The sequence below is a fragment of the Mesorhizobium sp. PUT5 genome (assembly GCF_052216645.1).
Lineage (GTDB): Bacteria > Pseudomonadota > Alphaproteobacteria > Rhizobiales > Rhizobiaceae > Mesorhizobium.
In genome coordinates this window covers 1,420,168-1,443,088 of record NZ_JBQOSO010000003.1, presented here as the reverse complement: position 1 = coordinate 1,443,088, position 22,921 = coordinate 1,420,168, and the positions used below count along the sequence as shown (strand labels likewise).

23 protein-coding genes are annotated in these 22,921 nt (G+C 66.7%); 8 read left to right on the top strand and 15 right to left on the bottom strand.

Annotation, left to right across the window (positions count from 1 at the left end; all coding sequences use genetic code 11):
• Positions 1-22: 22 nt before the first annotated feature.
• Entirely contained in the window at positions 23-700 is a 678-nt protein-coding gene (locus ACTDI4_RS08480) for a hypothetical protein (protein ID WP_442840734.1), read from the bottom strand.
• 129 nt (positions 701-829) lie between these two features.
• Here ACTDI4_RS08480 and thrC point away from each other — a divergent pair, with 129 nt between their 5' ends.
• The 4 genes from thrC to ACTDI4_RS08460 are packed head-to-tail and all read left to right on the top strand — an operon-like array spanning position 830 to position 7,062.
• Positions 830-2,227, top strand: a complete 1,398-nt coding sequence (gene thrC, locus ACTDI4_RS08475; RefSeq protein WP_442840733.1) for a threonine synthase — start codon at positions 830-832, stop codon at positions 2,225-2,227.
• Between the two features lie 14 nt (positions 2,228-2,241).
• Positions 2,242-3,534, top strand: coding sequence for a M16 family metallopeptidase (locus tag ACTDI4_RS08470; protein WP_442840732.1), 1,293 nt, complete (start codon positions 2,242-2,244; stop codon positions 3,532-3,534).
• An 18-nt stretch (positions 3,535-3,552) separates the two neighbouring features.
• A complete protein-coding gene (locus ACTDI4_RS08465) occupies positions 3,553-4,149 on the top strand; it encodes a GNAT family N-acetyltransferase (RefSeq protein ID WP_442840731.1) in 597 nt (198 codons plus the stop codon).
• A gap of 3 nt (positions 4,150-4,152) precedes the next feature.
• Complete coding sequence (locus ACTDI4_RS08460; RefSeq protein WP_442840730.1) at positions 4,153-7,062, top strand: EAL domain-containing protein; 2,910 nt, start codon at positions 4,153-4,155, stop codon at positions 7,060-7,062.
• 86 nt (positions 7,063-7,148) lie between these two features.
• On the opposite strand, the gene ACTDI4_RS08455 is transcribed toward ACTDI4_RS08460, so the two are convergent.
• Positions 7,149-7,757 (bottom strand): YqgE/AlgH family protein, encoded by a 609-nt coding sequence (locus ACTDI4_RS08455; protein ID WP_442840729.1) that lies wholly within the window; start codon positions 7,755-7,757, stop codon positions 7,149-7,151.
• 250 nt (positions 7,758-8,007) lie between these two features.
• Between ACTDI4_RS08455 and ACTDI4_RS08450 the strand changes: the two genes are divergently transcribed.
• Positions 8,008-8,709, top strand: a complete 702-nt coding sequence (locus ACTDI4_RS08450; RefSeq protein ID WP_442840728.1) for a protein-disulfide reductase DsbD domain-containing protein — start codon at positions 8,008-8,010, stop codon at positions 8,707-8,709.
• Positions 8,710-8,808: 99 nt separating this feature from the next.
• Positions 8,809-9,294 (top strand): peroxiredoxin, encoded by a 486-nt coding sequence (locus ACTDI4_RS08445; protein WP_442840727.1) that lies wholly within the window; start codon positions 8,809-8,811, stop codon positions 9,292-9,294.
• A 67-nt stretch (positions 9,295-9,361) separates the two neighbouring features.
• Here the strand turns inward: ACTDI4_RS08445 and rnhA are convergent, their stop codons facing one another.
• From rnhA to coxB, 11 genes are all read right to left on the bottom strand, one after another.
• Positions 9,362-9,892, bottom strand: coding sequence for a ribonuclease HI (gene rnhA / locus ACTDI4_RS08440; RefSeq protein WP_442840726.1), 531 nt, complete (start codon positions 9,890-9,892; stop codon positions 9,362-9,364).
• Positions 9,889-10,851 carry a homoserine kinase gene (locus tag ACTDI4_RS08435; protein ID WP_442840725.1) on the bottom strand — a complete coding sequence of 321 codons (963 nt, stop codon included), beginning with the start codon at positions 10,849-10,851 and terminating at the stop codon, positions 9,889-9,891. The genes rnhA and ACTDI4_RS08435 overlap by 4 nt, the downstream gene beginning before the upstream one ends.
• A gap of 6 nt (positions 10,852-10,857) precedes the next feature.
• Positions 10,858-11,868, bottom strand: coding sequence for a 4-hydroxy-3-methylbut-2-enyl diphosphate reductase (gene ispH / locus ACTDI4_RS08430; protein ID WP_442840724.1), 1,011 nt, complete (start codon positions 11,866-11,868; stop codon positions 10,858-10,860).
• A gap of 53 nt (positions 11,869-11,921) precedes the next feature.
• Positions 11,922-12,686 carry an SURF1 family protein gene (locus ACTDI4_RS08425; RefSeq protein WP_442840723.1) on the bottom strand — a complete coding sequence of 255 codons (765 nt, stop codon included), beginning with the start codon at positions 12,684-12,686 and terminating at the stop codon, positions 11,922-11,924.
• Positions 12,683-13,069, bottom strand: coding sequence for a DUF983 domain-containing protein (locus tag ACTDI4_RS08420; protein ID WP_442840722.1), 387 nt, complete (start codon positions 13,067-13,069; stop codon positions 12,683-12,685). The genes ACTDI4_RS08425 and ACTDI4_RS08420 overlap by 4 nt, the downstream gene beginning before the upstream one ends.
• An 84-nt stretch (positions 13,070-13,153) precedes the next feature.
• On the bottom strand, positions 13,154-14,032 hold the full coding sequence (locus ACTDI4_RS08415; RefSeq protein WP_442840721.1) for a cytochrome c oxidase subunit 3: 879 nt from the start codon (positions 14,030-14,032) through the stop codon (positions 13,154-13,156).
• A 1-nt stretch (position 14,033) separates the two neighbouring features.
• On the bottom strand, positions 14,034-14,660 hold the full coding sequence (locus tag ACTDI4_RS08410) for a cytochrome c oxidase assembly protein (protein ID WP_442840720.1): 627 nt from the start codon (positions 14,658-14,660) through the stop codon (positions 14,034-14,036).
• 7 nt (positions 14,661-14,667) lie between these two features.
• The gene (locus tag ACTDI4_RS08405) at positions 14,668-14,832 is read right to left on the bottom strand and encodes a hypothetical protein (protein WP_442843441.1); all 165 of its coding nucleotides are present in this window, start codon (positions 14,830-14,832) and stop codon (positions 14,668-14,670) included.
• 2 nt (positions 14,833-14,834) lie between these two features.
• Positions 14,835-15,779: a heme o synthase gene (locus ACTDI4_RS08400; protein WP_442840719.1), complete on the bottom strand. Its 945-nt coding sequence runs from the start codon at positions 15,777-15,779 to the stop codon at positions 14,835-14,837.
• Positions 15,780-15,848: 69 nt separating this feature from the next.
• Positions 15,849-17,498: a cytochrome c oxidase subunit I gene (gene ctaD / locus ACTDI4_RS08395; protein ID WP_442840718.1), complete on the bottom strand. Its 1,650-nt coding sequence runs from the start codon at positions 17,496-17,498 to the stop codon at positions 15,849-15,851.
• 38 nt (positions 17,499-17,536) lie between these two features.
• Positions 17,537-18,403 carry a cytochrome c oxidase subunit II gene (gene coxB, locus ACTDI4_RS08390; protein WP_442840717.1) on the bottom strand — a complete coding sequence of 289 codons (867 nt, stop codon included), beginning with the start codon at positions 18,401-18,403 and terminating at the stop codon, positions 17,537-17,539.
• A 339-nt stretch (positions 18,404-18,742) separates the two neighbouring features.
• Here coxB and ACTDI4_RS08385 point away from each other — a divergent pair, with 339 nt between their 5' ends.
• A complete protein-coding gene (locus tag ACTDI4_RS08385; RefSeq protein ID WP_442840716.1) occupies positions 18,743-19,258 on the top strand; it encodes an invasion associated locus B family protein in 516 nt (171 codons plus the stop codon).
• Between the two features lie 97 nt (positions 19,259-19,355).
• Entirely contained in the window at positions 19,356-20,768 is a 1,413-nt protein-coding gene (tldD, locus tag ACTDI4_RS08380) for a metalloprotease TldD (protein ID WP_442840715.1), read from the top strand.
• A 120-nt stretch (positions 20,769-20,888) separates the two neighbouring features.
• On the opposite strand, the gene ACTDI4_RS08375 is transcribed toward tldD, so the two are convergent.
• Both ACTDI4_RS08375 and ACTDI4_RS08370 read right to left on the bottom strand, forming a co-directional pair.
• Positions 20,889-22,130: a class I SAM-dependent RNA methyltransferase gene (locus ACTDI4_RS08375; protein ID WP_442840714.1), complete on the bottom strand. Its 1,242-nt coding sequence runs from the start codon at positions 22,128-22,130 to the stop codon at positions 20,889-20,891.
• The gene (locus ACTDI4_RS08370; RefSeq protein ID WP_442840713.1) at positions 22,127-22,894 is read right to left on the bottom strand and encodes a TlyA family RNA methyltransferase; all 768 of its coding nucleotides are present in this window, start codon (positions 22,892-22,894) and stop codon (positions 22,127-22,129) included. Before ACTDI4_RS08370 ends, ACTDI4_RS08375 begins: the two co-directional genes overlap by 4 nt.
• Positions 22,895-22,921: the final 27 nt, after the last annotated feature.

Here is a 22,921-nt window from a genome sequence, read left to right as displayed (position 1 = left end):
GCCGCTCAGACCGCGCCGGCGATCAGCGCGGAATGTCCGAAATGCTCGTCTGCGACGGAGGCTGTGCGGGCGCTGCGGCCGGCGCCACCGGCTTCTTCTTGCGCGCCACCTTGGGGGCCGGCCTGGCCTCGGCGGGCTTGGCGGCCTTCGGCGGGCCTTCATCGAAGCCGACGAAGACCTGATAGGTGTTGGCGGCGGGCACCGGCACGGAGACATTGGGATCGCTGAAGGCGAACTGCGTGGCGGCCGAGGTGTCGCTGATCGGGAGCTTGTACTGGTGAAGCTGGGAGTAGAGCACCTGGCTGCCCTGCGCCACCACGACCCGGATCGGCATGGTGACGGTGCCAGCGCTGCCCATCGGACCCGGAACCACCTTTCCGGCCGCCGCCACGTTCATCGTCAGGGTGCCGTCGCCGCGGCTGCAGTCGCGCGTCACATCGGAGATCGCCGCCTGGTAGGCCAGCTTGGACGGATCGTCCTGGCCGCCCTTGGCATAGCTGTTGAAATAGGCCGTGCCCTCGCGCAGCGTTACCTTGGGGCAGTAGGCGCGAAGGTCGCTTGCCTTGACCTTCGGCGGGTCCGGCTGCAGCGCGCCATTGTCCATAGCCTTGCCGGCCGATTGACATCCGGCAAGGCTGAGCACAAAGCCGGTCACCATCAGGCTCGCAGCAACGCGGCCATCGAACGAACGAAACACCATCAAACTGGACTTCCCTCTGGCAAAGCTCGTGTCCTATAGCAACCCAACGGCAAAAATGCGACTGACGAAGCATAGAAATCCACTTGCCCGTCGCTGCGGGACGGGCCTGCCAGAAACGGACGGCGACAGATGCGCTATGTGAGCACACGCGGGGAAGCGCCCGCGCTTGGATTTTCCGACGCGGTCCTGGCAGGGCTGGCGCGCGACGGTGGGCTCTACGTGCCCCGGGAATGGCCGCAGTTCTCGGCCGCCGAAATCCGCGCCATGCGCGGGCTTTCCTATCCCGACCTCGCCATCCGCGTGCTGACGCCCTTCCTGGGCGGCGAGATCGCGGCCGACACGTTCGAGAAGCTGGTGCGCGAGGCCTACGCCACCTTCCGCCACGAGGCCACCTGCCCGCTGGTGCAGATCGGCCCGAACGGTTTTGTCCTGGAACTCTTCCACGGGCCGACGCTGGCCTTCAAGGACGTGGCCATGCAACTGCTGGCCCGGCTGATGGACCATGTGCTGGCCGAACGCGGCCAGCGCGCAACGATCGTGGGCGCCACCTCCGGCGATACGGGCGGGGCGGCGATCGAGGCCTTCGGCGGGCGCGAGCGCACGGACGTCTTCATCCTCTTCCCGCATGGCCGCGTTTCGCCGGTGCAGCAGCGGCAGATGACCACGTCGGCCGCCGAAAACGTGCATGCGCTGGCCATCGAGGGCAATTTCGACGATTGCCAGGGCCTGCTCAAGGACATGTTCAACGACCACGCCTTCCGCGACCGCATCGCGCTGTCGGGCGTCAACTCCATCAACTGGGCGCGCATCATGGCCCAGATCGTCTACTATTTCTCGTCGGCCCTGTCGCTGGGGGCGCCCGACCGTCCGGTTTCCTTCACCGTGCCGACCGGCAATTTCGGCGACATCTTCGCCGGCTACGCCGCCAAGAGGATGGGCCTGCCGGTGGAGCGGCTGGTGATCGCCACCAATGACAACGACATATTGGCGCGCACCCTGGCGAGCGGCGAATACAGCATGAAGGAAGTGGTCGCCACCACCTCGCCGTCGATGGACATCCAGATCTCGTCCAACTTCGAGCGGCTCCTGTTCGAGGCGGCGGGGCGCGATGCGGCGGCGGTGCGCCGCTATATGGGCGCGCTGAAGCAGTCGGGCGCGTTCACCATCGCCGACGCCGACCTCGCCCGCATCCGGGCCGAATTCGACGCCGGCCGCGCCGGCTCGGACGAAGCCGCCGCCACGATCCGCCAAACCTGGTCGAAGTCGGGCTACCTGCTCGACCCGCATACGGCCACCGGCGTGCATGTGGCGCGCCAGCAGCCCGCCGGCGCCGCGCCGATGGTGGTGCTGGGCACCGCTCATCCGGCAAAATTCCCGGCGGCGGTGGAAGCGGCCAGCGGGGTGCATCCCGCCCTGCCCGAATGGCTGGCCCCGATGATGAACGCCCAAGAAAAATTCACGGTACTTCCATCGGACCTGAAAATGGTGGAAGATCATGTCGGCCGCCGCTCCCGGGCGGCGCGGTAAGGAGTTCTGACCATATGAGTGTTGAGGTAAGCCGTCTGTCGAACGGCCTGACAGTCGCCACCGAAACGCTTCCAAGCATAGAATCCGTTGCCCTCGGGGCCTGGGTGAAGTCCGGCGCCCGCAACGAGCGCGACGACGAGCACGGCATTGCCCATCTGCTGGAGCACATGGCGTTCAAGGGCACGAAGCGCCGCAGCGCCTTTCAGATCGCCGAGGAGATCGAGAATGTGGGCGGCGAGATCAACGCCGCCACCAGCGTGGAAACCACCTCCTTCTACGCGCGGGTGCTGAGCGGCGACGTGCCGCTCGCGGTCGACATCCTCGCGGACATCCTGCAGGAATCCGAGTTCGATCCCGAGGAACTGGAGCGCGAGCAGAACGTCATCCTCCAGGAGATCGGTGCCGCGCACGACACGCCCGACGACATCGTGTTCGACCGTTTCACCGAGACCGCCTTCCGCCACCAGACCATCGGCCGCTCGATCCTGGGCACGCCGGAGACGGTGAAGTCCTTCACCTCCAGGCAACTCCACGATTTCATGGAGCGCCAGTACGGCGCCGAGCGCATGGTCGTGGTGGCCGCCGGCGACGTCAGGCACGACGACTTCGTCAAGGAAGTCGAGGCCAAGCTTGGCGGCTTCCGCACCAAGGCCGACAGCGTCGCCCCGAGCTACGCCCAATATGTCGGCGGGGATTTCCGCGAGGATCGCGACCTGATGGACGCGCAGGTGGTGCTGGGCTTCGAGGGCCGCGCCTACCATGTGCGCGACTTCTACGCCAGCCAGGTGCTGTCGATGATCCTGGGCGGGGGCATGTCGTCGCGCCTGTTCCAGGAGGTGCGGGAGCGTCGCGGCCTGTGCTATTCCGTCTATGCCTTCCACTGGGGCTTTTCCGACACCGGCATCTTCGGCGTGCATGCCGCCACCGGCCAGGCCGACATCGCCGAGCTGGTCCCCGTGATCGTGCGCGAATTGCAGAAGGCGGGCCAAGGCATCCGGCAGGACGAACTGGACCGGGCCCGCGCCCAATACCGCGCCGGCCTCATCATGTCGGGCGAAAGCCCGGCCAGCCGCGCTTCGCAGATCGCGCGGCAGTTGCTGCTTTTCGGCCGCCCCATTCCCAAGGAAGAGCTGATGGAGCGGCTTTCGGCCCTGACCGTCGACAGGCTGACGGACCTGTCGGCGCGGCTGTTCTCCACCAAGCCGACGCTCGCTGCGGTCGGCCCTGTGGGCACGCTGGCGCCATACGAGAGCATCCTCGAGGCACCTTCGGGCGGCGAGGCCGCGGCGCGAAGGCTCGCCGTCTGATCGTCCGGGCCGGGCGTCGTGTTCGCGCTGCCTTTTTTCCGCCGCGACCTGCCGGCACTGGAGGGCGAGAAGATCAGGCTGCGCGTGCCGCTGGCCGGCGACTACCGCGAATGGGCGCAACTGCGCGGCGAAAGCCGCGCCTTCCTGGAGCGCTGGGAGCCGCGCTGGATGCCCGACGAGCTGGAGCGCAGCGCCTGGCGCCATCGCATCAGCCACTACCGCGAGGACTATGCCCGGGGCACCGCGCTCGCCTTCTTCATCTTCGAGCGCGAAAGCGGCCGGCTGGCGGGCGGCATCACGCTCGGCAACATCCGCCACGGCGTCTCCCAGAGCGGCCATATCGGCTACTGGATCGGCGAGCGCTATGCCGGGCGCGGGCTGATGACCGACGCCGTCAAGGTCCTGGCACGCTTTTCCTTCGAGACGCTGAGGTTGCACCGGATCGAGGCTGCCTGTATTCCCGACAACGCTCGCTCCATCCGCGTGCTTGAAAAAGCCGGATTCCAGCGCGAAGGGCTCTTGCGGTCCTATCTGAGGATCAACGGCCTTTGGCAGGACCACTATCTATATGCGCGCATTGCAGACGATGATCCGGGCGCAGGAACGAAGGACTGATCCTTGACGAAACCGCTGCGCAACGGGCCGCTGCCGGAGCAGATCAAACAGATTCTCGCCTTCCTCCTGGCGGCGATGCTGACGGTGTGCGCGGCGGCCCCGGCCTTCGCCGTGGAGCCGATCAAGATCGCGCGCGACGACGTGGCGCTCGACCTTTCCGGCGCCGTCGAGATCTACAGGAACCAGGGCGAGAACTTCCAGGTCTCCACGGCGCCGGGACCGGACGGCATCGTGCGCCGGATCGAGGTGGAGGCCAAGGACGCCCGCTCGACCGGCGACTGGGCCGTGTTCGCGCTCGCCAACACCACCGACCAGCAGCTCGACCGGCTGATCGTGGCGCCGCATTTCCGGCTGGTGAATTCCGGCATCTTCTGGCCCGACCTCGGCGCCACCCGCATCGCCGCCATCACGCCCAGCGAAGGCTTCGCGCTCGACCGCCAGGCCAGCCCCGACGCCGACGTCTTCCGCGTGACGCTCAACCCCGGCACGGTCGTCACCTTCATCGCCGAGCTTGCCTCGCCCAAGCTGCCGCAGGTCTATCTGTGGGAGCCGGAAGCCTACAAGGACACGGTCAACTCCTACACGCTCTATCGCGGCATCGTCATCGGCATCGCCGGCCTGCTGGCGCTGTTTTTGACCATCCTGTTCGTGGTCAAGGGCACCTCCATGTTCCCGGCCACGGCGGCGCTGGCCTGGGCGGTCCTGGCCTATATCTGCGTCGACTTCGGCTTCCTGGCCAAGATCATCGAGGTATCGCCCGGCAACGAGCAGATGTGGCGGGCGGGCACGGAGGTGGCGCTGGCCACCACCTTCGTGGTCTTCCTGTTCGCCTATCTCAACCTCAACCGCTGGCACGGGCATTTCAGCTATGGCGTGCTGGTGTGGATACTGGGCCTGCTGCTGATCGCCGGCGTGGCCATCGTCGATCCGGCGGTGGCCGCCGGCATCGCGCGCATCTCGTTTGCCGCCACCGCCGTCATCGGCCTCGGCCTGATCGTCTTCCTGGGCATACGCGGCTACGACCGCGCCATCATGCTGGTGCCGAGCTGGGTCATGGTGCTGATCTGGCTCACCGGTGCCTGGATGGCGATCACCGGCCTGCTCGACAACGACATCGTGCAGCCGGCGCTCGGCGGCGGCCTCATCCTCATCATCCTTTTGATCGGCTTCACCGTCATGCAGCACGCCTTCGCGGGCGGCGCGCTGAACCAGGGCCTGTTCTCGGACCTGGAGCGGCAGGCGCTGGCCGTGGCCGGCTCCGGCGACACGGTGTGGGACTGGGACGTGCTGCGCGACCGCGTGGTGACCAAGCCCGACGTCTCGCTGCAACTGGGGCTGGCGCCCAACAGCCTGGGCGGGGCCGCGCGCAACTGGCTGCCGGTGCTGCATGCCGACGACCGCGACACCTTCCGCACCACGCTGGACGTGGTGCTGGAGCACCGGCGCGGGCGCGTGGCGCAGAATTTCCGCCTGCGCGGCGCCGACGGCCACTATCACTGGTTCGCGTTGCGGGCGCGGCCGGTGATCGGCTCCGACGGGGAGGTCATCCGCTGCGTCGGCACCATGGTGGACGTGACCGAGCAGAAGAAGTCGGAAGAGCGGCTGCTGCACGATGCCGTGCACGACAACCTGACCGGCCTGCCGAACCGCGAACTGTTCATGAACCGGCTGGAGGCGATCATCTCCATCGCCCGCACCGAGGACAAGGTGCGGCCCACCGTCTTCATCGTCGACATCGACCGCTTCAAGCAGGTCAATGACGGATTGGGCATCTCGGCTGGCGACACCATCCTGCTCACCGTGGCCCGCCGGCTGCACCGGCTGCTCAAGCCCAAGGATTCGCTGTCGCGCTTCACCGGCGACCAGTTCGCGCTGATGCTGCTTTCCGAGCAGGACCCGGCCCGCATCGCCGCCATCGCAGACGCCGTCAAGCAGGCCATCAGCGCCCCGATCAACTTCGCCCGGCGCGAAATCGTGCTGACGGCCTCCATCGGCCTCATCACCTGGACCTCCGAGCAGTCCTCGGCCGAAGACCTGGTCAAGGACGCCGAGCTCGCCATGCACCAGGCCAAGCGCTTCGGCGGCGACCGCATCGAGCCTTTCCGGCCCGCCTTCCGCTCCGTCGGCACCGACCGGCTGCAATTCGAATCGGACCTGCGCCGCGCCATCGAGCGGCGCGAGTTCACGTTGGCCTACCAGCCGATCGTGCGGCTGGAGGACGAGAGCATCGCCGGCTTCGAGGCACTGCTGCGCTGGGAGCACCCGCGCCGCGGCATGATCCCCCCGGCCGATTTCATTCCCGTGGCCGAGAATTGCGGCCTCATCGTCCAGTTGGGCCTGTTCGCCATGCAGAAGGCCGCCGACGACCTGTCCGGCTGGCTGCGGCAGCTCGGCGACGTGCCGCTTTCGGTCTCGGTCAACCTGTCCAGCCGCCAGCTCATCCGCCGCGACCTGGTCAGCGACGTGCGCTCGGTGCTGGCGCGTTCCGGCCTGAAGCCGCCGGCGCTGAGGCTGGAGCTGACCGAATCGCTGGTGATGGACAATCCCGAGCAGGCCGCGCATGTGCTGGCCAAGCTCAAGGGTCTGGGCATCGGGCTGTCGCTGGACGATTTCGGCACCGGCTATTCCTCGCTCTCCTACCTGACGCGCTTCCCCTTCGACACGATCAAGATCGACAAGAGCTTCGTCGACGACACCACGCCCAAGCGGGCGGTGCTGCTGCGCTCCATGGTGCATATGGCGCACGAACTCGGCCTGTCGGTGGTGGCCGAGGGCATTTCCGACCAGAGCGACGCGCTGGAGCTGCGCCAGATGGGCTGCGAATATGTGCAGAGCTTCATGTTCGGCCCGCCCGTGGCCGGCGACGCGGTGCCGAAGCTGCTGAAGGAGCAGTTCGCCGCAACGACGGCGTGAGGGGCCTCCGGGGGGTCATCGCTGGATCCCGGACAGTCGCCTTCCGCTCTGCGTCAGCCGGCTTGCGGGATGATGGTTCGCCCGGGTCAGGCGTGGCCGGCCGCCATGCTGAGATGCGCCAGGTCGATGCCGATCGAGGCGAGGATGCGGTCGTATTTGTGCTCGATGTCGGCGTCGAACAGAAGCTCCGCGCTTGCCGGACAGGTGAGCCAGCCGTTCTGCGCGATCTCGCTTTCCAGTTGGCCCGCATCCCAGCCCGAATAGCCGAGCGCCATCAGCGCGTGGCGCGGGCCGCGGCCGGAGGAGATGGCGCGCAATATGTCCACCGTGGCGGTCAGGCAGACGTCGCGCGAGACGGTGAGCGAGGATTCCACCCGATAGTCGCCCGAATGCAGCACGAAGCCGCGGCTGCGGTCCACCGGCCCGCCATTGCGCACCACGAAATCGCGCGCGTGCCGGGGCAGGCGGATCACCTCCTGCTCGTTCATGATGCCGAGTTGCACCAGAAGGTCGGGGAACAGCATCTGCTGGGTCTGGTTGATGATGAGCCCCATCGCGCCCTCCTGGGAGTGGGCGCAGACGTAGATCACCGAGCGTGCGAACCTGTCGTCCTTCATGCCCGGCATGGCGATGAGGAACTGATCGTCGAGGAAGCCGTTGCTGCCGGCTTCCTTCTTGTTGCGCAGCAAATCCATTGCCCGAACCTATCGCTTTTGGTGGTGCCTTGAAAGATGCCAGCTCGTCAAATTCGATGTGCATGCCCCGGCGGGGTCACGCAAAAATGATGGGGCGCAAGGCGGCCGGGCAGTTGCGCCGCCGGCCCATGCCGGTCAAATCAGGCTCATGCGACATTCCTGTCTTTTGCCCGGCATCGCCGCAGTTTTGCTGAGCGCCCTTCCCGCCGCCGCCTCTTCTTCGGCGTGGCACGACGGCGAAGGAGGCCGCGTGCGGCTGGTGACCACGGGGCGGCCCGATGCGCAGGGACGCCTGCAGGGCGCGCTCGACATCGAGCTGAAGCCGGGATGGAAAACCTATTGGCGCGACCCCGGCGACAACGGCGTGCCGCCACAGCTCGGCATCGACGGCAGCACGAACGTGACCGGAGCGGAGATGTCGTTTCCGGCGCCGCGGCGCCATGACGACGGCTACGGCCAGTGGGCCGGCTACGACCATTCGGTCTCGCTGCCGATTCTCTTCACGCTTGCCGCGCCGCAGGGCCAAACGAAGATCGACGCCCGCATCTTCATCGGCATCTGCGAGACGATCTGCATTCCCGTGCAGGCCAAGCTCGAGGTCGATCCCGGCACGGATCCCGACAACGGCGCCGACGCCCAGGCGGTGGAGGCCGCGCTGGCGGCCCTGCCGCGCGAAGCGCATCCCGGGTTCCGGGCGGTGCCCGGCGGCGGCAACCACGAGACGCTGGTGGTGCAGGCGGACGTGCCGGGCGACCCCGGCGCGGCCGACTTCTTCATCGCCGGGGCCGACGACTACATGTTCGGCGCGCCGGTGCGCAGCGAAAGGGCCGGCAAGCTGGTCTTTTCCGTGCCCATCCTCGATCGGCCGAGCACGCCCCCCGCGAATGGCGGCCTGCACTACACGCTCACCAGTTCGGGCGGTGCGGTGCGCGGCGTGCTGCCCTATCCGTGACCGGGCCTGTCCGGGGCCGGTGACGATTGCGTACGGCCGCGCCGTCCGCTATCCCTGCCCCGGCTTCTTTCCCTTCCCCCTATCTGAACGAGGACCGCGATGACGATTTCCGTTGGCGACAAGCTGCCCGAGGCGAACTTCAAGACCATGGGCGCGGACGGCGCCAAAGCGGTGACCACAGCCGAAATCTTCGGCGGCAAGAAGGTGGTGCTGTTTGCCGTTCCCGGCGCCTTCACGCCCACCTGCTCCAACAACCACCTGCCCGGCTATCTGGAAAACCACGACGCCATCCTTGGCCGCGGCGTCGACACCATCGCCGTGGTCGCGGTCAACGACGTGCATGTGATGAACGCCTGGGCCCGCTTCACCGGCGCAGAGGGCAAGATCCTGTTCCTGGCCGACGGCAACGGCGACTTCGTCAAGTCGATCGGGCTCGACCACGACATGTCCGGCAGCGGCATGGGGCTGCGGTCCAAGCGGTTTTCCATGATCGTGGACCACGGCAAGGTCACCGCGCTCAATGTCGAGGGCGCGCCCGGCCAAACGGTGGAATCCAGCGCAGCGAAGGTGCTCGAGCAACTTTGATCGCTCAGCCCGCCTCGCGGCGGGCAATCGAACCTGCCGCAGCTTCTAGGCCCGCCGCTATCCGGCGTCAGTAGCTCTGCGACGAGCGGCGGGGCGGCCGCGATGCCGGACGGACCGGCTTCGGCTCGCCTTCGGCCACTGCGGCTTGCGGCCGCGCCGGCCTGCCCTTGAACGGCGCCATGCCGGCGCGGGCCAGTTCGTCGGCGCGCTCGTTCTCCGGGTGGCCGGCATGGCCCTTCACCCAGTGCCAGGTCACCGCGTGGCGTCGGTTTGCGGCGTCCAGCGCCTGCCACAGCTCGCCGTTCTTCACCGGCTTGCGCTCGGCCGTCTTCCAGCCATTCTTCTTCCAGCCATGGATCCACTTCGAAATGCCGTCCATGACATATTTGCTGTCGGTGTGAAGCTCGACCTTGCACGGCTCCTTCAGCGCATCGAGGGCGGAGATCGCCGCCAGCAATTCCATTCGGTTGTTGGTGGTCTCGGCCTCGCCGCCGGACAGTTCCCTGGTCTGGCCGTTGAAGCGCAGTATCGCGCCCCAGCCGCCGGGACCTGGATTGCCCGAGCAGGCGCCGTCGGTGAAAATCTCAACTTGCTTCATTGCAGTCCGTATTCCGAGGGCGAGCGTATGGCGCGATGGAAGCGCATGCGGCGGATATATTCGGTCGGATCGCGCTTCATGACGAGGTCGCCGCCGGGGCCGTTCAGCCAGTCGTAAAGGCGGGTGAGCATGAAGCGCAGCGCCGAGCCGCGCGCCAGCATGGGCAGCGCCGCCTTCTCGGCCTGGCTCAGTTGCCGCACGCTCTGGTAGCCTTCCAGCAGCGCGGCGCCCTTGGTCAGGTTGAAGGAAAAATCCTTCTCGAAGCACCAGGCGTTGAGGCAGGTGGCCAGATCGTAGGCGTAGAAATCGTTGCAGGCGAAGTAGAAGTCGATCAGGCCCGACAGCTTCTCGCCCAGGAAGAAGACGTTGTCGGGAAACAGGTCGGCATGGATGATGCCGCAGGGCAGGTCCTTGGGCCAGTCGCGCGCGAACAGGGCGAAATCGGCATCGACCTCGGCGGCGAGGCCCGGCTCGACCTCGTCGGCGCGCTCGCGGCAGCCGTCCCACAGCTTGCGCCAGCCGTCGATGGCCAGCGCATTGGGGCGCGTCATGGTGAAATCCGCACCGGCCAGATGAAGCGCCGCCAGCGCCCTGCCCACCTCGCGGCAATGCGCGGCCCTGGGCCGGCGCAGCCACATGCCTTCCAGGAAGGTGATGATGACGGCGGGCCGGCCTGCCAGTTCGCCGATCATCTCACCGCCTTGCCGGTGAACCGGCAGCGGACAAGAGATGCCCTTCTTCGCCAGATGGTCCATCAGCCCGAGGAAGAAGGGCAGGTCCGCGCGCTCCACCCGCTTTTCATAGAGGGTCAGGATATAGGTGCCGCCGGTGGTGTGCAGCAGGAAGTTGGAATTTTCCGTGCCCTCGGCGATGCCCTTGTAGGAGAGCAGCGAGCCCACCGGATAATGCCGGAGGAAGGCTTCCAGCTCTCCCTCGGAAACGTCGGTATAGACAGCCATGACGCCTCACCGCGTCCCGTTGACGAAGGCCATGTCGGCCGCGGTAAGCTCGACGTCGCGCAATGCGCGCATGACCGGAAACTCCTCCGTTTCCGTGGCCGTCACGGCAAGGTCTACCGATACGTCGAAGCGTTCCCGGAAAGCGTCGATGATCTCGTCCACGATGATCTCCGGCGCCGAGGCCCCGGCCGAAAGGCCGAGCACGGAAATGCCGCCGATCTCGTCCCACGGAATCTCGGCGGCGCGCTGGACGAGCAGCGAGCGCGCAGCCCCCGCGCGCTCCGCCACCTCGACCAGCCGGCGGGAATTGGACGAGTTGGGCGCGCCCACCACCAAAAAGAGATCCGCGCCGACGGCCGTTTCCTTCACCGCCTCCTGGCGGTTGGTGGTGGCGTAGCAGATCGATTCGGCGGCCGCCGCCTGCATCTCCGGGAACCGCTCCTGCAGCACACGGATGATGCCGGCGGTGTCCTCCACCGACAGCGTGGTCTGGGTGACGAAGCCGAGCGTGGCCGGGTCGTCCGGCACGAAGGTTTTGGCGTCGGCCTCGGTCTCGATCAGCGTCACCGCGCCTTCCGGCAGTTGCCCCATCGTGCCGATCACCTCCGGGTGGCCGGCATGGCCGATCAGCAGCACGTGGCGGCCGAGGCGCTGGTGGCGCATGGCCTGCTTGTGAACCTTGGACACCAGCGGGCAGGTCGCGTCGAGATAGAACAGATTGCGCGCGACGGCGTCGGCGGGCACGGACTTCGGCACGCCGTGAGCGGAAAAGACCACCGGGCAGTGGTGATGGTCGTCCGGTATCTCGTGCAATTCCTCGATGAACACGGCGCCGAGCTTCTGCAGCCCCTCCACGACATAGCGGTTGTGCACGATCTCGTGGCGGACATAGACCGGCGCGCCATATTTCTTCAGCGCCAGCACCACGATCTGGATGGCGCGGTTGACGCCGGCGCAGAAGCCGCGCGGCTGGCAGAGCCTGATCGTCAGCGGTGGTTTGGGGCTGGGCTGCGGCATGGCGTTCTCGGGTTTCCGGCGTGCCCGGACATGGGCCGCCGATGCCGTTCCTGTCAAGAGGAGGGAGGCGCGGCCCTGCCCGAGCGCAGAAGCCAGGCGATCAGGACGCCGGCCAGCGCGGCGGCCAAGCCGTACCATGTGACGGCATATTGCAGGTGGTTGTTGGGCAGGTCCACGATGGTGACGCCGCCGAGCGGCAGCCCGCCGGGGTTGGGCGAGGCATCGGCGTCGATGAGGATCGGCGCCAGTTTCGCACCCGCGGGCAGGCCGGCGGTGGCCGCCATGAGGTCGCGGTCCTTCCAGTAGAAGATGTTCTTGGCCGGGTCGTTGTCGGGCACGATCATGGACGGCTTTTGCGTCACCGGATTGCGGGCGAGCCCGGTGACGGTCACCGTGCCTTCGACCTGGCCCTGCGGACGGGTAGCAGCCTCTTTCCGGTCGTAGGGCACGAAGCCGCGGTTGACCAGCACGAAGCTGCCGTCCGCCAGCCTGAGCGGCGTGAGCACATCGAAGCCGGAAGCGCCCTGCCAGGTGGAAAAGAAATGCCGCTCGCCGGAATGCAGGAAGGTTCCGGTTACCGTTACGGGCGTGTAGTCGACGTCTCCGGTCTCGGCAAACTGCTTCTCGACCTCGGTCAGGGGCAAGGGCGGCGCATGCGTGCGCGCCTCGATCGTGTGCAGCAGCCCTTCCTTCCAGTGCAGGCGCTGCACCTGCCATGTGCCGAGCGCAATGAGGATGAGGAAGACCAGGGCGCCGCAAGCCAGCGCCAGCCCCTTGCGGGGGCGACGGGCGGCAGAGGGCTGCGGGACGCTGCTCATGCGCCGCGGTCCAGCCGGCCCTCGGCCGCCTTGTTGCGGTATTGCAGGGCGATCAGAACGCCCTTGATGAGCCGCAGCGCGGTGAGGCCGAGCACCAGGGTGAGCGGAATCCACAGAATGAAGTGCAGCCACAGGGGCGGCGCGAACGTCACCTCCATCCACAATGCCAGTCCGACGACGACGAAACCGATGAAGAGGATGACGAACACGGCCGGCCCGTCGCCGGCATCGGCGAAGGAATAGTCGAGCCCGCACGTGCCGCAGCGCGGCGCCAGCGACAGGAAGCCCTTGAATAGGCGCCCCTCGCCGCAGCGCGGGCAGCAGCCCTTCAGGCCGGCGGAAACGGGCTCGACCGGCGCCCAGATCGCCTTGTCGTCGTTCATGGGATCAATCCTATCATCCATTCCAAAAAAATCAGGGCGGCCACGTTGCCGCAGCCGCCCCGACAGATCAGCCGGCCCGTGCCGTCAGTGCGCGATCACGCCGCCGACGGAGCCCCAGACATAGATCGACGCGAACAGGAACAGCCACACCACGTCGACGAAGTGCCAGTACCAGGCAGCCGCCTCGAAGCCGAAATGCTGCTTGGGCGTGAAGTCGCCCTTGATCGCGCGGATCAGGCACACCAGCAGGAAGATGGTGCCGATGATGACGTGGAAGCCGTGGAAGCCGGTGGCCATGAAGAAGGTGGCGCCGTAGATGGAATCCTTGAAGTCGAACGGCGCGTGCATGTACTCGTAGGCCTGCACGAAGGTGAAGAGGACGCCCAGCGCCACCGTCAGCGTCAGTCCGTTGACGAGCCCCTTACGGTCGCCGTTGAGGAGCGCGTGGTGCGCCCAGGTCACCGTCGTGCCCGAAAGCAGCAGGATGATGGTGTTGTAGAGCGGCAGGTGGAAGGGATCGAGCACCTCGATGCCCTTGGGCGGCCACACGCCGCCCGTATATGTGGCGCGCGCCACCTGGTGGACCTCGTTGGGGAACAGGCTGGCGTCGAAGAAGGCCCAGAACCAGGCCACGAAGAACATCACCTCGGAGGCGATGAACATCATCATGCCGTAGCGCAGGTGCAGCGACACCACGCGGGTGTGGTGGCCCTCATGCGCTTCCTTGATGGTGTCCGACCACCAGGAGAACATGGTGTAGAGCACGATCAGCACGCCGATGAAGAAGATCCAGGGCGTGGCGATATTCACGCCGAACAGGTGGAACTCGTTGCCCTTCATGTGCTGCATCCAGCCCACGCCGCCGACAGCCATGACGAAGGCGCCGATCGACCCGATCAACGGCCAGGGGCTCGGATCGATGATGTGGTAGTCGTGTTGCGGTTTTGCGTGCGCGTCTGCCATGTCAGCCCCCGAGGTTCTCTCCGGTCGTTATTGCCTTGCTGTCCGCCGCCGGCGCCGTGGCGACCGGCTTGTTCCCGGCAGTCGGGAACATGGTGTAGGACAGGGTGATCGTCTTGATGTCCTTCAGCTCCGGCGTGTTGACGATGTCGGGATCGACATAGAAGACGACAGGCATGTCTGCCGTCTCGCCAGGCTGCAGGGTCTGGTCGGTGAAGCAGAAGCACTCCACCTTGTTGAAATAGGCTCCGGCCAGTTCCGGCACCACGTTGAAGCTGGCATGGCCGGTGGTGGGCGTCGTCAGCATGTTGGTGGCGGTATAGTGCGCCTGTCCGGTCTCGCCGATCTTGATGGTGACGGAGCGCTGCACCGGCTTGAACTCCCACGGAACGCCCGCGGTGTTGGCGTCGAAGCGGATGGTGATCTCGCGGTCGAGCACCTTGTCGGCATATTGCTCGGTAGCGCGGCGCGTGGTGCCGCCATAGCCGGTGACCTGGCAGAAGATGCTGTAGAGCGGCACCGCCGCATAGGCCATCCCAACCATGCCGACGAAGAAGGCAACGCAGGCGCCGGCGACGACGCGGTTGGACTTCTGCCGGTTCGGGGCGGGGGAATTTCCGTTCTCGCTCATCGCAGCCTCACATCGCCCTGTCGAGGATCGAGGGACCGAACTTGATGATGGTTGCCACGTAGAAGATGACGACCAGCGCCGCCAGCGCGATGCCGATTGCTATGGAGCGGCTGCGCCGCGCCTTCTGCTGTCGCTCCGTCAGGATGACGGTCTCGTGCTTGTCTTCCGCCATCGTCATGCTCCGACGAGCCCGAGGGCGCGCTCCGCGACGCTGTCGGCCAGATACACCGCGAAGATGGCGAACAGGTAGAGCAGCGAATAGCCGAACAGCGCCTTGGCCGGCTTCATGGCGCGGTCGCCGTCGCGCATCCTGAGCACCTTCCAGGAGTACCAGACGAAGCCCGCGCCCAGCAGGGCCGCGGCCACGCCGTAGACGGCGCCGACATAGCCGAGATACCACGGCAGCACGCCCACCGGCGCCAGCACCAGCGCATAGGCGAAGATCTGGCGGCGGGTGGAGGCCTCCCCGGCGACGTTCGGCATCATCGGGATGCCGGCGCGCTCGTAGTCGCCCGACTTGAACAGCGCCAGCGCCCAGAAGTGCGGCGGCGTCCACAGGAAGATGATGAGGAACAGGATGACGCTTTCCAGGCTGACGCTGCCGGTGACGGCGGCCCAGCCGATCACCGGCGGGAAGGCGCCGGCCGCGCCGCCGATGACGATGTTCTGCGGCGTCGAGCGCTTCAGCCAGATCGTGTAGACCACGGCGTAGAAGAAGATGGTGAAGGCCAGCAGGGCCGCCGACAGCCAGTTGACGAGGACGCCGAGCGTCATCACCGACAGGGCCGACAGCACCAGCCCGAAGACCAGCGCCTCGCCGGGCGCCACGCGGCCCGAAGGCACCGGGCGCGTGGCGGTGCGCGACATGACGGCGTCGATGTCGGCGTCGTACCACATGTTGAGCGCGCCGGAGGCCCCGGCGCCCACGGCGATGGCCAGGATGGCCACCACCGCCAGGAACGGATTGATGGCGACGGGCGCAGCCGCAAGGCCGACGAAGGCGGTGAACACCACCAGCGACATCACGCGCGGCTTGAGCAGCGAGAAGAAGTCGCCGGCCGTGGCTTCCGAAACTCGGAAGGCCGGCTCGTCAATTCGTGTGTCGTCTACCAGGGCCATCGGTTCTTGTTCGTTCCGTTCCAGCATTGGCCGGAGCCGCCTTGGCGGCGGCTCCGCATCAAAGCCCGCTTACTTGATGCGGGGAAGCTGCTCCCACTGGTGGAAGGGCGGCGGCGAGGAAAGCTGCCACTCCAGCGTGGTCGCGCCTTCGCCCCACGGATTGGCGCCCGCCACCCGCTTCTTCTGGAAGGCGTCGAAGACGCCGTACAGGAAGATCAGGACGGAGACCGCCGAGATGTAGGAGCCGATCGACGACACGTGGTTCCAGCCCGCGAAGCCATCGGGATAGTCGATGTAGCGGCGCGGCATGCCGGCAAGCCCGAGGAAGTGCTGCGGGAAGAACACCAGGTTCACGCCGATGAACATCACCCAGAAATGCGTGTTGGCGATGAAGGGCGAGTACATGTAGCCGGTCATCTTCGGGAACCAGTAGTACCAGGCCGCGAAGATGGCGAACACGGCGCCCAGCGACAGCACGTAGTGGAAGTGGGCAACCACGTAGTAGGTGTCGTGATACAGGCGGTCGAGGCCGGCATTGGCGAGTTGCACGCCGGTGACGCCGCCCACGGTGAACAGGAAGATGAAGCCGATGGCCCACAGGATCGGCGGGCGGAAGCTGATCGACCCGCCCCACATGGTGGCGATCCAAGAGAAGATCTTCACGCCCGTCGGCACCGCGATGACCATGGTGGCGAACACGAAGTAGCGCTGCGTGTCGAGCGACAGGCCGGTCGTGTACATGTGGTGGGCCCACACGATGAAGCCTACCGCGCCGATCGCCACCATCGCGTAGGCCATGCCCAGATAGCCGAAGATCGGCTTGCGCGAGAAGGTGGAGATGATGTGGCTGACGATGCCGAAGCCCGGCAGGATCAGGATGTACACTTCCGGATGCCCGAAGAACCAGAACAGGTGCTGGTACAGGATCGGGTCGCCGCCGCCGTCCGGCGAGAAGAACGCCGTGCCGAAATTGCGGTCGGTGAGCAGCATGGTGATGCCGCCGGCCAAAACCGGCAGGGAGATCAGCAGCAGGAAGGCCGTGATCAGCACCGACCAGGCAAACAGCGGCATCTTGTGCAGCGTCATGCCCGGGGCGCGCATGTTGAAGATGGTGGTGATGAAGTTGATGGCGCCCAGGATCGACGACGCGCCGGCGACGTGCACCGACAGGATCGCCAGGTCCATGGCGGGACCGGGCTGGCCGCTCGTGGCAAAGGGCGGATACATCGTCCAGCCGCCGCCCACGCCCCACGCGCCGGCGGGGCCGGGCACGAAGAACGAGATCAGCAGCAGCAGGAACGCCGGAACCAGCAGCCAGAACGAGATGTTGTTCATGCGCGGGAAGGCCATGTCCGGCGCGCCGATCATGATCGGCACCATCCAGTTGGCGAAGCCGCCGATGAGGGCCGGCATGACCATGAAGAAGATCATGATCAGCCCGTGCATGGTGGTGAACACATTATACATGTGCTTGCCGGCATCGACGGACTCGTCCGCGCCGACGCCATAGACCATCTGGGCAAGTCCGCTGAAGATCTGGATGCCGGGCTCGGCAAGCTCCCAGCGCATCATGATCGAGAGGAACCCGCCGATCAGACCCGCGATGATGGCGAAGATGAGATAGAGGGTGCCGATGTCCTTGTGGTTGGTCGAATAGACCCACCGGGTCCAGCCTCGCGGCTTGTGACTGTGATCGTCATGAGCTGCAGCGTGAGCCATTATTCCCGCTCCGTTCCCTATTCTTGCTGGCTGCGGCTTCAGTTGCCGGCAGCGGCTACCTTGTTGGTACCGTCGACCTCCGCCATCAGCGCCTTGTTGGCGCCGCCGAGGTCGGTCCTGGCCGCGGCCAGCCAGGTCTCGTACTGCTTATCGGAGACGACCCGGATCGCGATCGGCATGAAGGCGTGGTCCTTGCCGCACAGCTCCGAGCACTGCCCGTAATAGAGACCTTCCTTCTCCGCCTTGAACCAGACCTCGTTGATGCGGCCGGGAACGGCGTCGGTCTTGATGCCGAAGGACGGCATGGCGAAGGCATGGATGACGTCGGACGCCGTCACAAGCACGCGGGTCATGGTGTTGACCGGCACGACCAGCTCGTGGTCGACCGCCAGCAGGCGCGGATAGACCGCCCTGTCTTCCTTGCCGGCATCGGCCCGGTCGGCATCCTCGAGGATGGCGGAGTTGAAGGAGAGCGGCTGCTCGACCTGATATTCGTAGTCCCAGTTCCACTGGTTGCCCGTGGCCTTGACCGTGAGCTTGGCCTCCTCGGTGGGCGTGTACTGCGCCGTCAGAAGCTGGAAGGAGGGAACCGCCAGGAACAGCAGCACGATGACCGGACCGACGGTCCAGATCACTTCGATCAGCGTGTTGTGGCTGGTGCGCGAGGGAACCGGATTGGCGCTCGCGCGGAACTTCACGATGCAATAGCCGAGCAGAATCAGCACCAGAAGGGTGACCGGCCCGATGAACCAGAGCGTGTAGTGCTCGAACCAGGTGACCTGGCGCATGATGTCCGTGGCGGCCGGCTGGAAGCTGGTTTGCCAATCCACGGGCTGCGCCGCGCGGGCGGCGGACCCCGCAAACAATGCCGCTGCGGCGCTGGCGCCTGCAAATAATTTTCTCATCGACCTCTTCATCTCCCAGTCCCCGCGATCTGGCCGCAAGAATACGGAACGGCGCCGGAATGGGAATCCCGGGCGGTCCAGCGTGGTTCAAACCATACTCTCTTTCCCACCGCAAGGAAGGAGCGGCGGAAATCATGCGGCATTTTTGCGCGCGCTCAAAGTGGAGAGGCCGCAAAGCTGCTAGCAGGCGCGATTCGGCAGGTGCAGCCCGGGCGAAAACCGCTTCATATCGCACGAAAAGCCGCATTCCGGCCGCAGTCGGGTGCAATTGCGCCGCGGGCGCGCTTTTCCTTGGCATTTGCCCAGCTTAAAGTGTCATGATTCGGGAATGGAGCCGACATGAACTTTCGTGTTTCGGGAACCTTGGCGAAGGTCGTCTTTCTCGCCGGCATGATCGGGGCAGGCCAGGCGCTTGCCGCGCAGCCGAGCGGCAACGTGAAATCCACCCACGGGGCCTGGTCCATCATCTGCGACACGCCGCCCGGAGCCACCTCCGAGCAATGCGTGATGATGCAGAACGTCGTGGCCGAGGACCGGCCGGAAATGGGCCTTTCCGTCGTGGTGCTGCGCACCGCCGACGACAAGGCCGAGATCCTGCGCGTGCTGGCCCCGCTCGGCGTGCTGCTTCCCAACGGGCTCGGCCTCAACGTGGACGGCAAGGATATCGGCCGCGCCTATTTCGTGCGCTGCTTCCAGGACGGCTGCTATGCCGAAGTGATCCTGGAAAAGCCGCTGCTCGACACGCTCAAGAACGGCAAGGCGGCAACCTTCATCGTCTTCCAGACGCCGGAGGAAGGCATCGGCATTCCCGTCGACCTCAAGGGCTTCGCGGAAGGCTTCGCCGCCCTGCCCTGAGCCGCCCTGGTCCGAGCCTGCATCGTGCGTGCATTGCCGAAGCGCGTAGTGGCGCCTACATCGGGGTGAAACCGTTTCTCTCAAGGACCCGTGCGCCATGACCAGTCTCATCGGCCGATTCGACATTTCCGACGAACGCATCAGGCGCATCGTCGCCGACACGCTGAACGGCGCCGACGACGGCGAACTCTATCTCGAGCACCGCGAGAGCGAGGCGCTGATGTTCGACAACGGCCGGCTCAAGACGGCCAACTTCAACACCGACCAGGGATTCGGCCTGCGCGCGGTGGCCGGCGAGGCCAGCGGCTATGCCCACTCCAGCGAATTATCGGAAGCCGCCCTTTTGCGCGCCGCCGACGCGGTCTCGGCGGTCAAGGGCGGCCATTCCGGCCGGCTTGCGGCCGCCCCTCAGCGCACCAACCGCCACCTCTACAGCGACGACAACCCCATCCCCTCGCCTTCCTTCGAGGCCAAGGCGAAGCTCCTGCAGGAGATCGACGCCTTCCTGCGCGCAGAGGACCCGCGCGTGCGCCAGGTCACGGCCTCGCTCGCCTCGTCCTGGCAGCAGGTCGAGATCCTGCGGGGCGACGGCGAGATCGTGCGCGACATCCGCCCGCTGGTGCGCATCAACGTGGCCGTTGTCGTAGGCGACGGCGACCGCCAGGAAAGCGGCTCCTACGGCACTGGCGGCCGCGCCGGCTTCGGCCAGTTCCTGATCGAGGACAGTTGGAAGGGCACGGCTCGCGAGGCGCTCCGGCAGGCGCTGGTCAATCTCGAGGCCAAGCCGGCTCCGGCCGGCACCTTCGACATCGTGCTTTCCAGCGGCTGGCCGGGGGTCATGCTGCACGAGGCGGTCGGCCACGGGCTGGAGGGCGACTTCAACCGCAAGAAGACCTCGGCCTTCGCCGGGCTGCTGGGCCAGCAGGTCGCGGCAAAGGGCGTCACCGTGGTGGACGACGGCACCATCGCCGAGCGGCGCGGCTCGCTGACGATCGACGACGAGGGCACGCCCTCGGCCCGCAATGTGCTGATCGAGGACGGCAAACTGGTCGGCTACATGCAGGACCGGCTGAACGCCCGGCTGATGGGCATGAAGGCAACCGGCAACGGGCGGCGCGAATCCTACGCCCACCAGCCCATGCCGCGCATGACCAACACCTACATGACCGCCGGCCAGCATACGCCGGAAGAAATCATCGCCTCGGTCAAGAAGGGCATCTACGCCGTTTCCTTCGGCGGCGGACAGGTGGACATCACGTCCGGAAAATTCGTGTTCGGCTGCACGGAAGCCTACATGATCGAGGACGGCAAGGTGACCCAGCCGATCAAGGGCGCCATGCTGATCGGCAACGGGCCCGACGCCATGCACCGCGTGGCCATGGTGGGCAACGACATGAAGCTCGACCCCGGCATCGGCATGTGCGGCAAGGCCGGGCAAAGCGTGCGGGTAGGCGTCGGCCAGCCGCATCTGCGCATGAACCAGATGACGGTGGGCGGCACGCAGGTCTGAGCCATCTGGGCGTTATCCCCACCCTCTCGGCGTTAACTCCCCACAAGGGCGAGGGGAATTTTGCCGCGCCGCGAAGCGCGACGGAGAGAGGGGGACGGCGCATAAACCCGAGCGCAGCCTTCACCGCCGTTTCTTCGGCTTCTCCAGCAGCGCCACCGCCTCGACATGCGCAGACCACAGGAACTGGTCGATGGGCGTCACGCCCTTCAAGCTGTAGCCGCCCTCGATGAGGATCGCCAGATCGCGCGCCAGCGTGACGGGGTTGCACGAGACGGCCGCGACGAACGGAACGTCGGAGCGCGCGATCTGCCTGGCCTGGTCCTCGGCGCCGGCACGCGGCGGGTCGAACACCACGCCGTCGAAGGCGGCGAGTTCCTTGAACGTCAGCGGCCTGCGGAACAGGTCGCGCTTTTCCGCCGTCACCCGTTTCAGGCCGGCAGCATGGCGAAAACCCCGGTCCAGCGCGGCAAGGGCGGGCGCGTCGCCTTCCACCGCGTGTACCTCTGCCCTGGAGGCCAGCCGCAGCGCGAAGCTGCCGCAGCCGGAAAACAGATCGGCGACGCGCTTAGCACGGGCAAGATGGCTGCCAACCAGATCGGCCATGGCCTGCTCCGCCTCGGCCGTGGCCTGCAGGAAGACGCCGGGCGGCACCGCTACGGCGACATTGCCGAACATCACCACCGGCTTCTTCGGCTCGATGACGATCTCCCCGTCCACGGAAAGCCGGCAAAAGCCTTCCCGGATCACGAAGTCGGCGGCGATGCGGCGCTGCTTGTCTCCCATGCGGCCTGAACCCTGCGCGGCGATGTCCAGCCCCGAATCCGTGGCCGTCACGGTCAGGTGGAACGGATCGCGGGTGGAGCAGACGAGACCGGCCAGTTCCCGCAGCCTGCCGAGCGATTCGACGATCGCCGGCAAGGTCACCGGGCATTCCTCCAGCGCAATGATCTCGGCCGACAGGTGACGGTTGAAGCCCAGCAGCATGCCGCCTTCCGTGCGGCGCGCCGTGAAAGCGGCACGGCGGCGCGTCTGCGGCCGGCAGGGCACGAGATCGCCGACCTCGCAGGCGATTCCCTTCGCCTTCAGCGCCTGGACGACCCGTTCGCGCTTCCACGCCCGATACGCGCCCTCTTCCACGTGCTGGAGCGCGCAACCGCCGCATTCGGTGAAGTGACGGCAGGCAGGCTCCACGCGCAGCGGCGAAGCCTCCAGCACCGCCAGCAGCATGGCGCGGTCCTTTTCCCGGGCAGCGGTGACGGTCTCGCCCGGCAGCGTGAAGGGAATGAATACGTCCCTGCCCTCGCCGGAAGCGATGCCGTCGCCCTGCGCGCCCAGCCTTTGTATCGTGAAGCGCGTGCTCATACGTCCTTGACCCCAGCCAGCAGGAATTCGCGGTTGCCGTCGCCGCCCTCGATGGGAGATGGGCAAATTCCCAGCGCGCGCCAGCCCGGCATACCGTCCAGCCAGAGGCGCAGGTCCCCGGCCACTTTTTCCGCATCGGCCGGGTCGCGCAGCAGGCCGCCCTTGCCGATCGCCTCGCGCCCGGCCTCGAACTGCGGCTTGACCAGCAGCACCGCCCTTGCCCCGGGGGCCGCCAGCGCCAATGCCGGCGGCAGCGCCAGCTTAAGCGAGATGAAGGACACGTCGCAGACGATGAGATCGGGAACACGGCCGCCGAGTTCGGCCTCGGTGAGGTCGCGCGCGTTCCGCCCTTCGATGCAGGTGACGCGCGGATCGGCGGCGAGGCCGGCGTGCAACTGCCCGTGGCCGACATCCAGCGCGGTGACATGGGCGGCACCCCGCTCCAGCAGCACCTGCGTGAAGCCGCCGGTGGAGGCGCCGACGTCCAGCGCCTCGGCTCCGCGCACGTCGAAGCCGAAACGGTCGAGACCGGCGATCAGCTTCAGCGCCGCGCGCGAGACATAGCCGCGCGCCGGATCGTCCACGGCAATGGCGGCATCCGCCGGCACCGATTGCCCGGGCTTGGAGATAACCACGCCGTCCACGCCGACCGTGCCGCGCCGGACCGCGTCGGCGGCGCGCGACCGGCTGGCAAACAGGCCGCGCGCGACGAGCAGGTCGTCGAGCCGCTGGCGGGCAGAGGTGGCTGGCTGGTCGGACTTCATCCGCCTTCATTGGCGAAAGCCGGCCCG

What these genes read in the sequence shown, in the direction of transcription:
- ACTDI4_RS08480 (WP_442840734.1), bottom strand. Translation starts at nt 700, where the DNA reads ATGGTGTTTCGTTCGTTCGATGGCCGCGTTGCTGCGAGCCTGATGGTG.
- thrC (WP_442840733.1), top strand. Translation starts at nt 830, where the DNA reads ATGCGCTATGTGAGCACACGCGGGGAAGCGCCCGCGCTTGGATTTTCC.
- ACTDI4_RS08470 (WP_442840732.1), top strand. Translation starts at nt 2,242, where the DNA reads ATGAGTGTTGAGGTAAGCCGTCTGTCGAACGGCCTGACAGTCGCCACC.
- ACTDI4_RS08455 (WP_442840729.1), bottom strand. Translation starts at nt 7,757, where the DNA reads ATGGATTTGCTGCGCAACAAGAAGGAAGCCGGCAGCAACGGCTTCCTC.
- ACTDI4_RS08445 (WP_442840727.1), top strand. Translation starts at nt 8,809, where the DNA reads ATGACGATTTCCGTTGGCGACAAGCTGCCCGAGGCGAACTTCAAGACC.
- rnhA (WP_442840726.1), bottom strand. Translation starts at nt 9,892, where the DNA reads ATGAAGCAAGTTGAGATTTTCACCGACGGCGCCTGCTCGGGCAATCCA.
- ACTDI4_RS08435 (WP_442840725.1), bottom strand. Translation starts at nt 10,851, where the DNA reads ATGGCTGTCTATACCGACGTTTCCGAGGGAGAGCTGGAAGCCTTCCTC.
- ispH (WP_442840724.1), bottom strand. Translation starts at nt 11,868, where the DNA reads ATGCCGCAGCCCAGCCCCAAACCACCGCTGACGATCAGGCTCTGCCAG.
- ACTDI4_RS08425 (WP_442840723.1), bottom strand. Translation starts at nt 12,686, where the DNA reads ATGAGCAGCGTCCCGCAGCCCTCTGCCGCCCGTCGCCCCCGCAAGGGG.
- ACTDI4_RS08420 (WP_442840722.1), bottom strand. Translation starts at nt 13,069, where the DNA reads ATGAACGACGACAAGGCGATCTGGGCGCCGGTCGAGCCCGTTTCCGCC.
- ACTDI4_RS08415 (WP_442840721.1), bottom strand. Translation starts at nt 14,032, where the DNA reads ATGGCAGACGCGCACGCAAAACCGCAACACGACTACCACATCATCGAT.
- ACTDI4_RS08410 (WP_442840720.1), bottom strand. Translation starts at nt 14,660, where the DNA reads ATGAGCGAGAACGGAAATTCCCCCGCCCCGAACCGGCAGAAGTCCAAC.
- ACTDI4_RS08405 (WP_442843441.1), bottom strand. Translation starts at nt 14,832, where the DNA reads ATGGCGGAAGACAAGCACGAGACCGTCATCCTGACGGAGCGACAGCAG.
- ACTDI4_RS08400 (WP_442840719.1), bottom strand. Translation starts at nt 15,779, where the DNA reads ATGGCCCTGGTAGACGACACACGAATTGACGAGCCGGCCTTCCGAGTT.
- ctaD (WP_442840718.1), bottom strand. Translation starts at nt 17,498, where the DNA reads ATGGCTCACGCTGCAGCTCATGACGATCACAGTCACAAGCCGCGAGGC.
- coxB (WP_442840717.1), bottom strand. Translation starts at nt 18,403, where the DNA reads ATGAGAAAATTATTTGCAGGCGCCAGCGCCGCAGCGGCATTGTTTGCG.
- ACTDI4_RS08385 (WP_442840716.1), top strand. Translation starts at nt 18,743, where the DNA reads ATGAACTTTCGTGTTTCGGGAACCTTGGCGAAGGTCGTCTTTCTCGCC.
- tldD (WP_442840715.1), top strand. Translation starts at nt 19,356, where the DNA reads ATGACCAGTCTCATCGGCCGATTCGACATTTCCGACGAACGCATCAGG.
- ACTDI4_RS08375 (WP_442840714.1), bottom strand. Translation starts at nt 22,130, where the DNA reads ATGAGCACGCGCTTCACGATACAAAGGCTGGGCGCGCAGGGCGACGGC.
- ACTDI4_RS08370 (WP_442840713.1), bottom strand. Translation starts at nt 22,894, where the DNA reads ATGAAGTCCGACCAGCCAGCCACCTCTGCCCGCCAGCGGCTCGACGAC.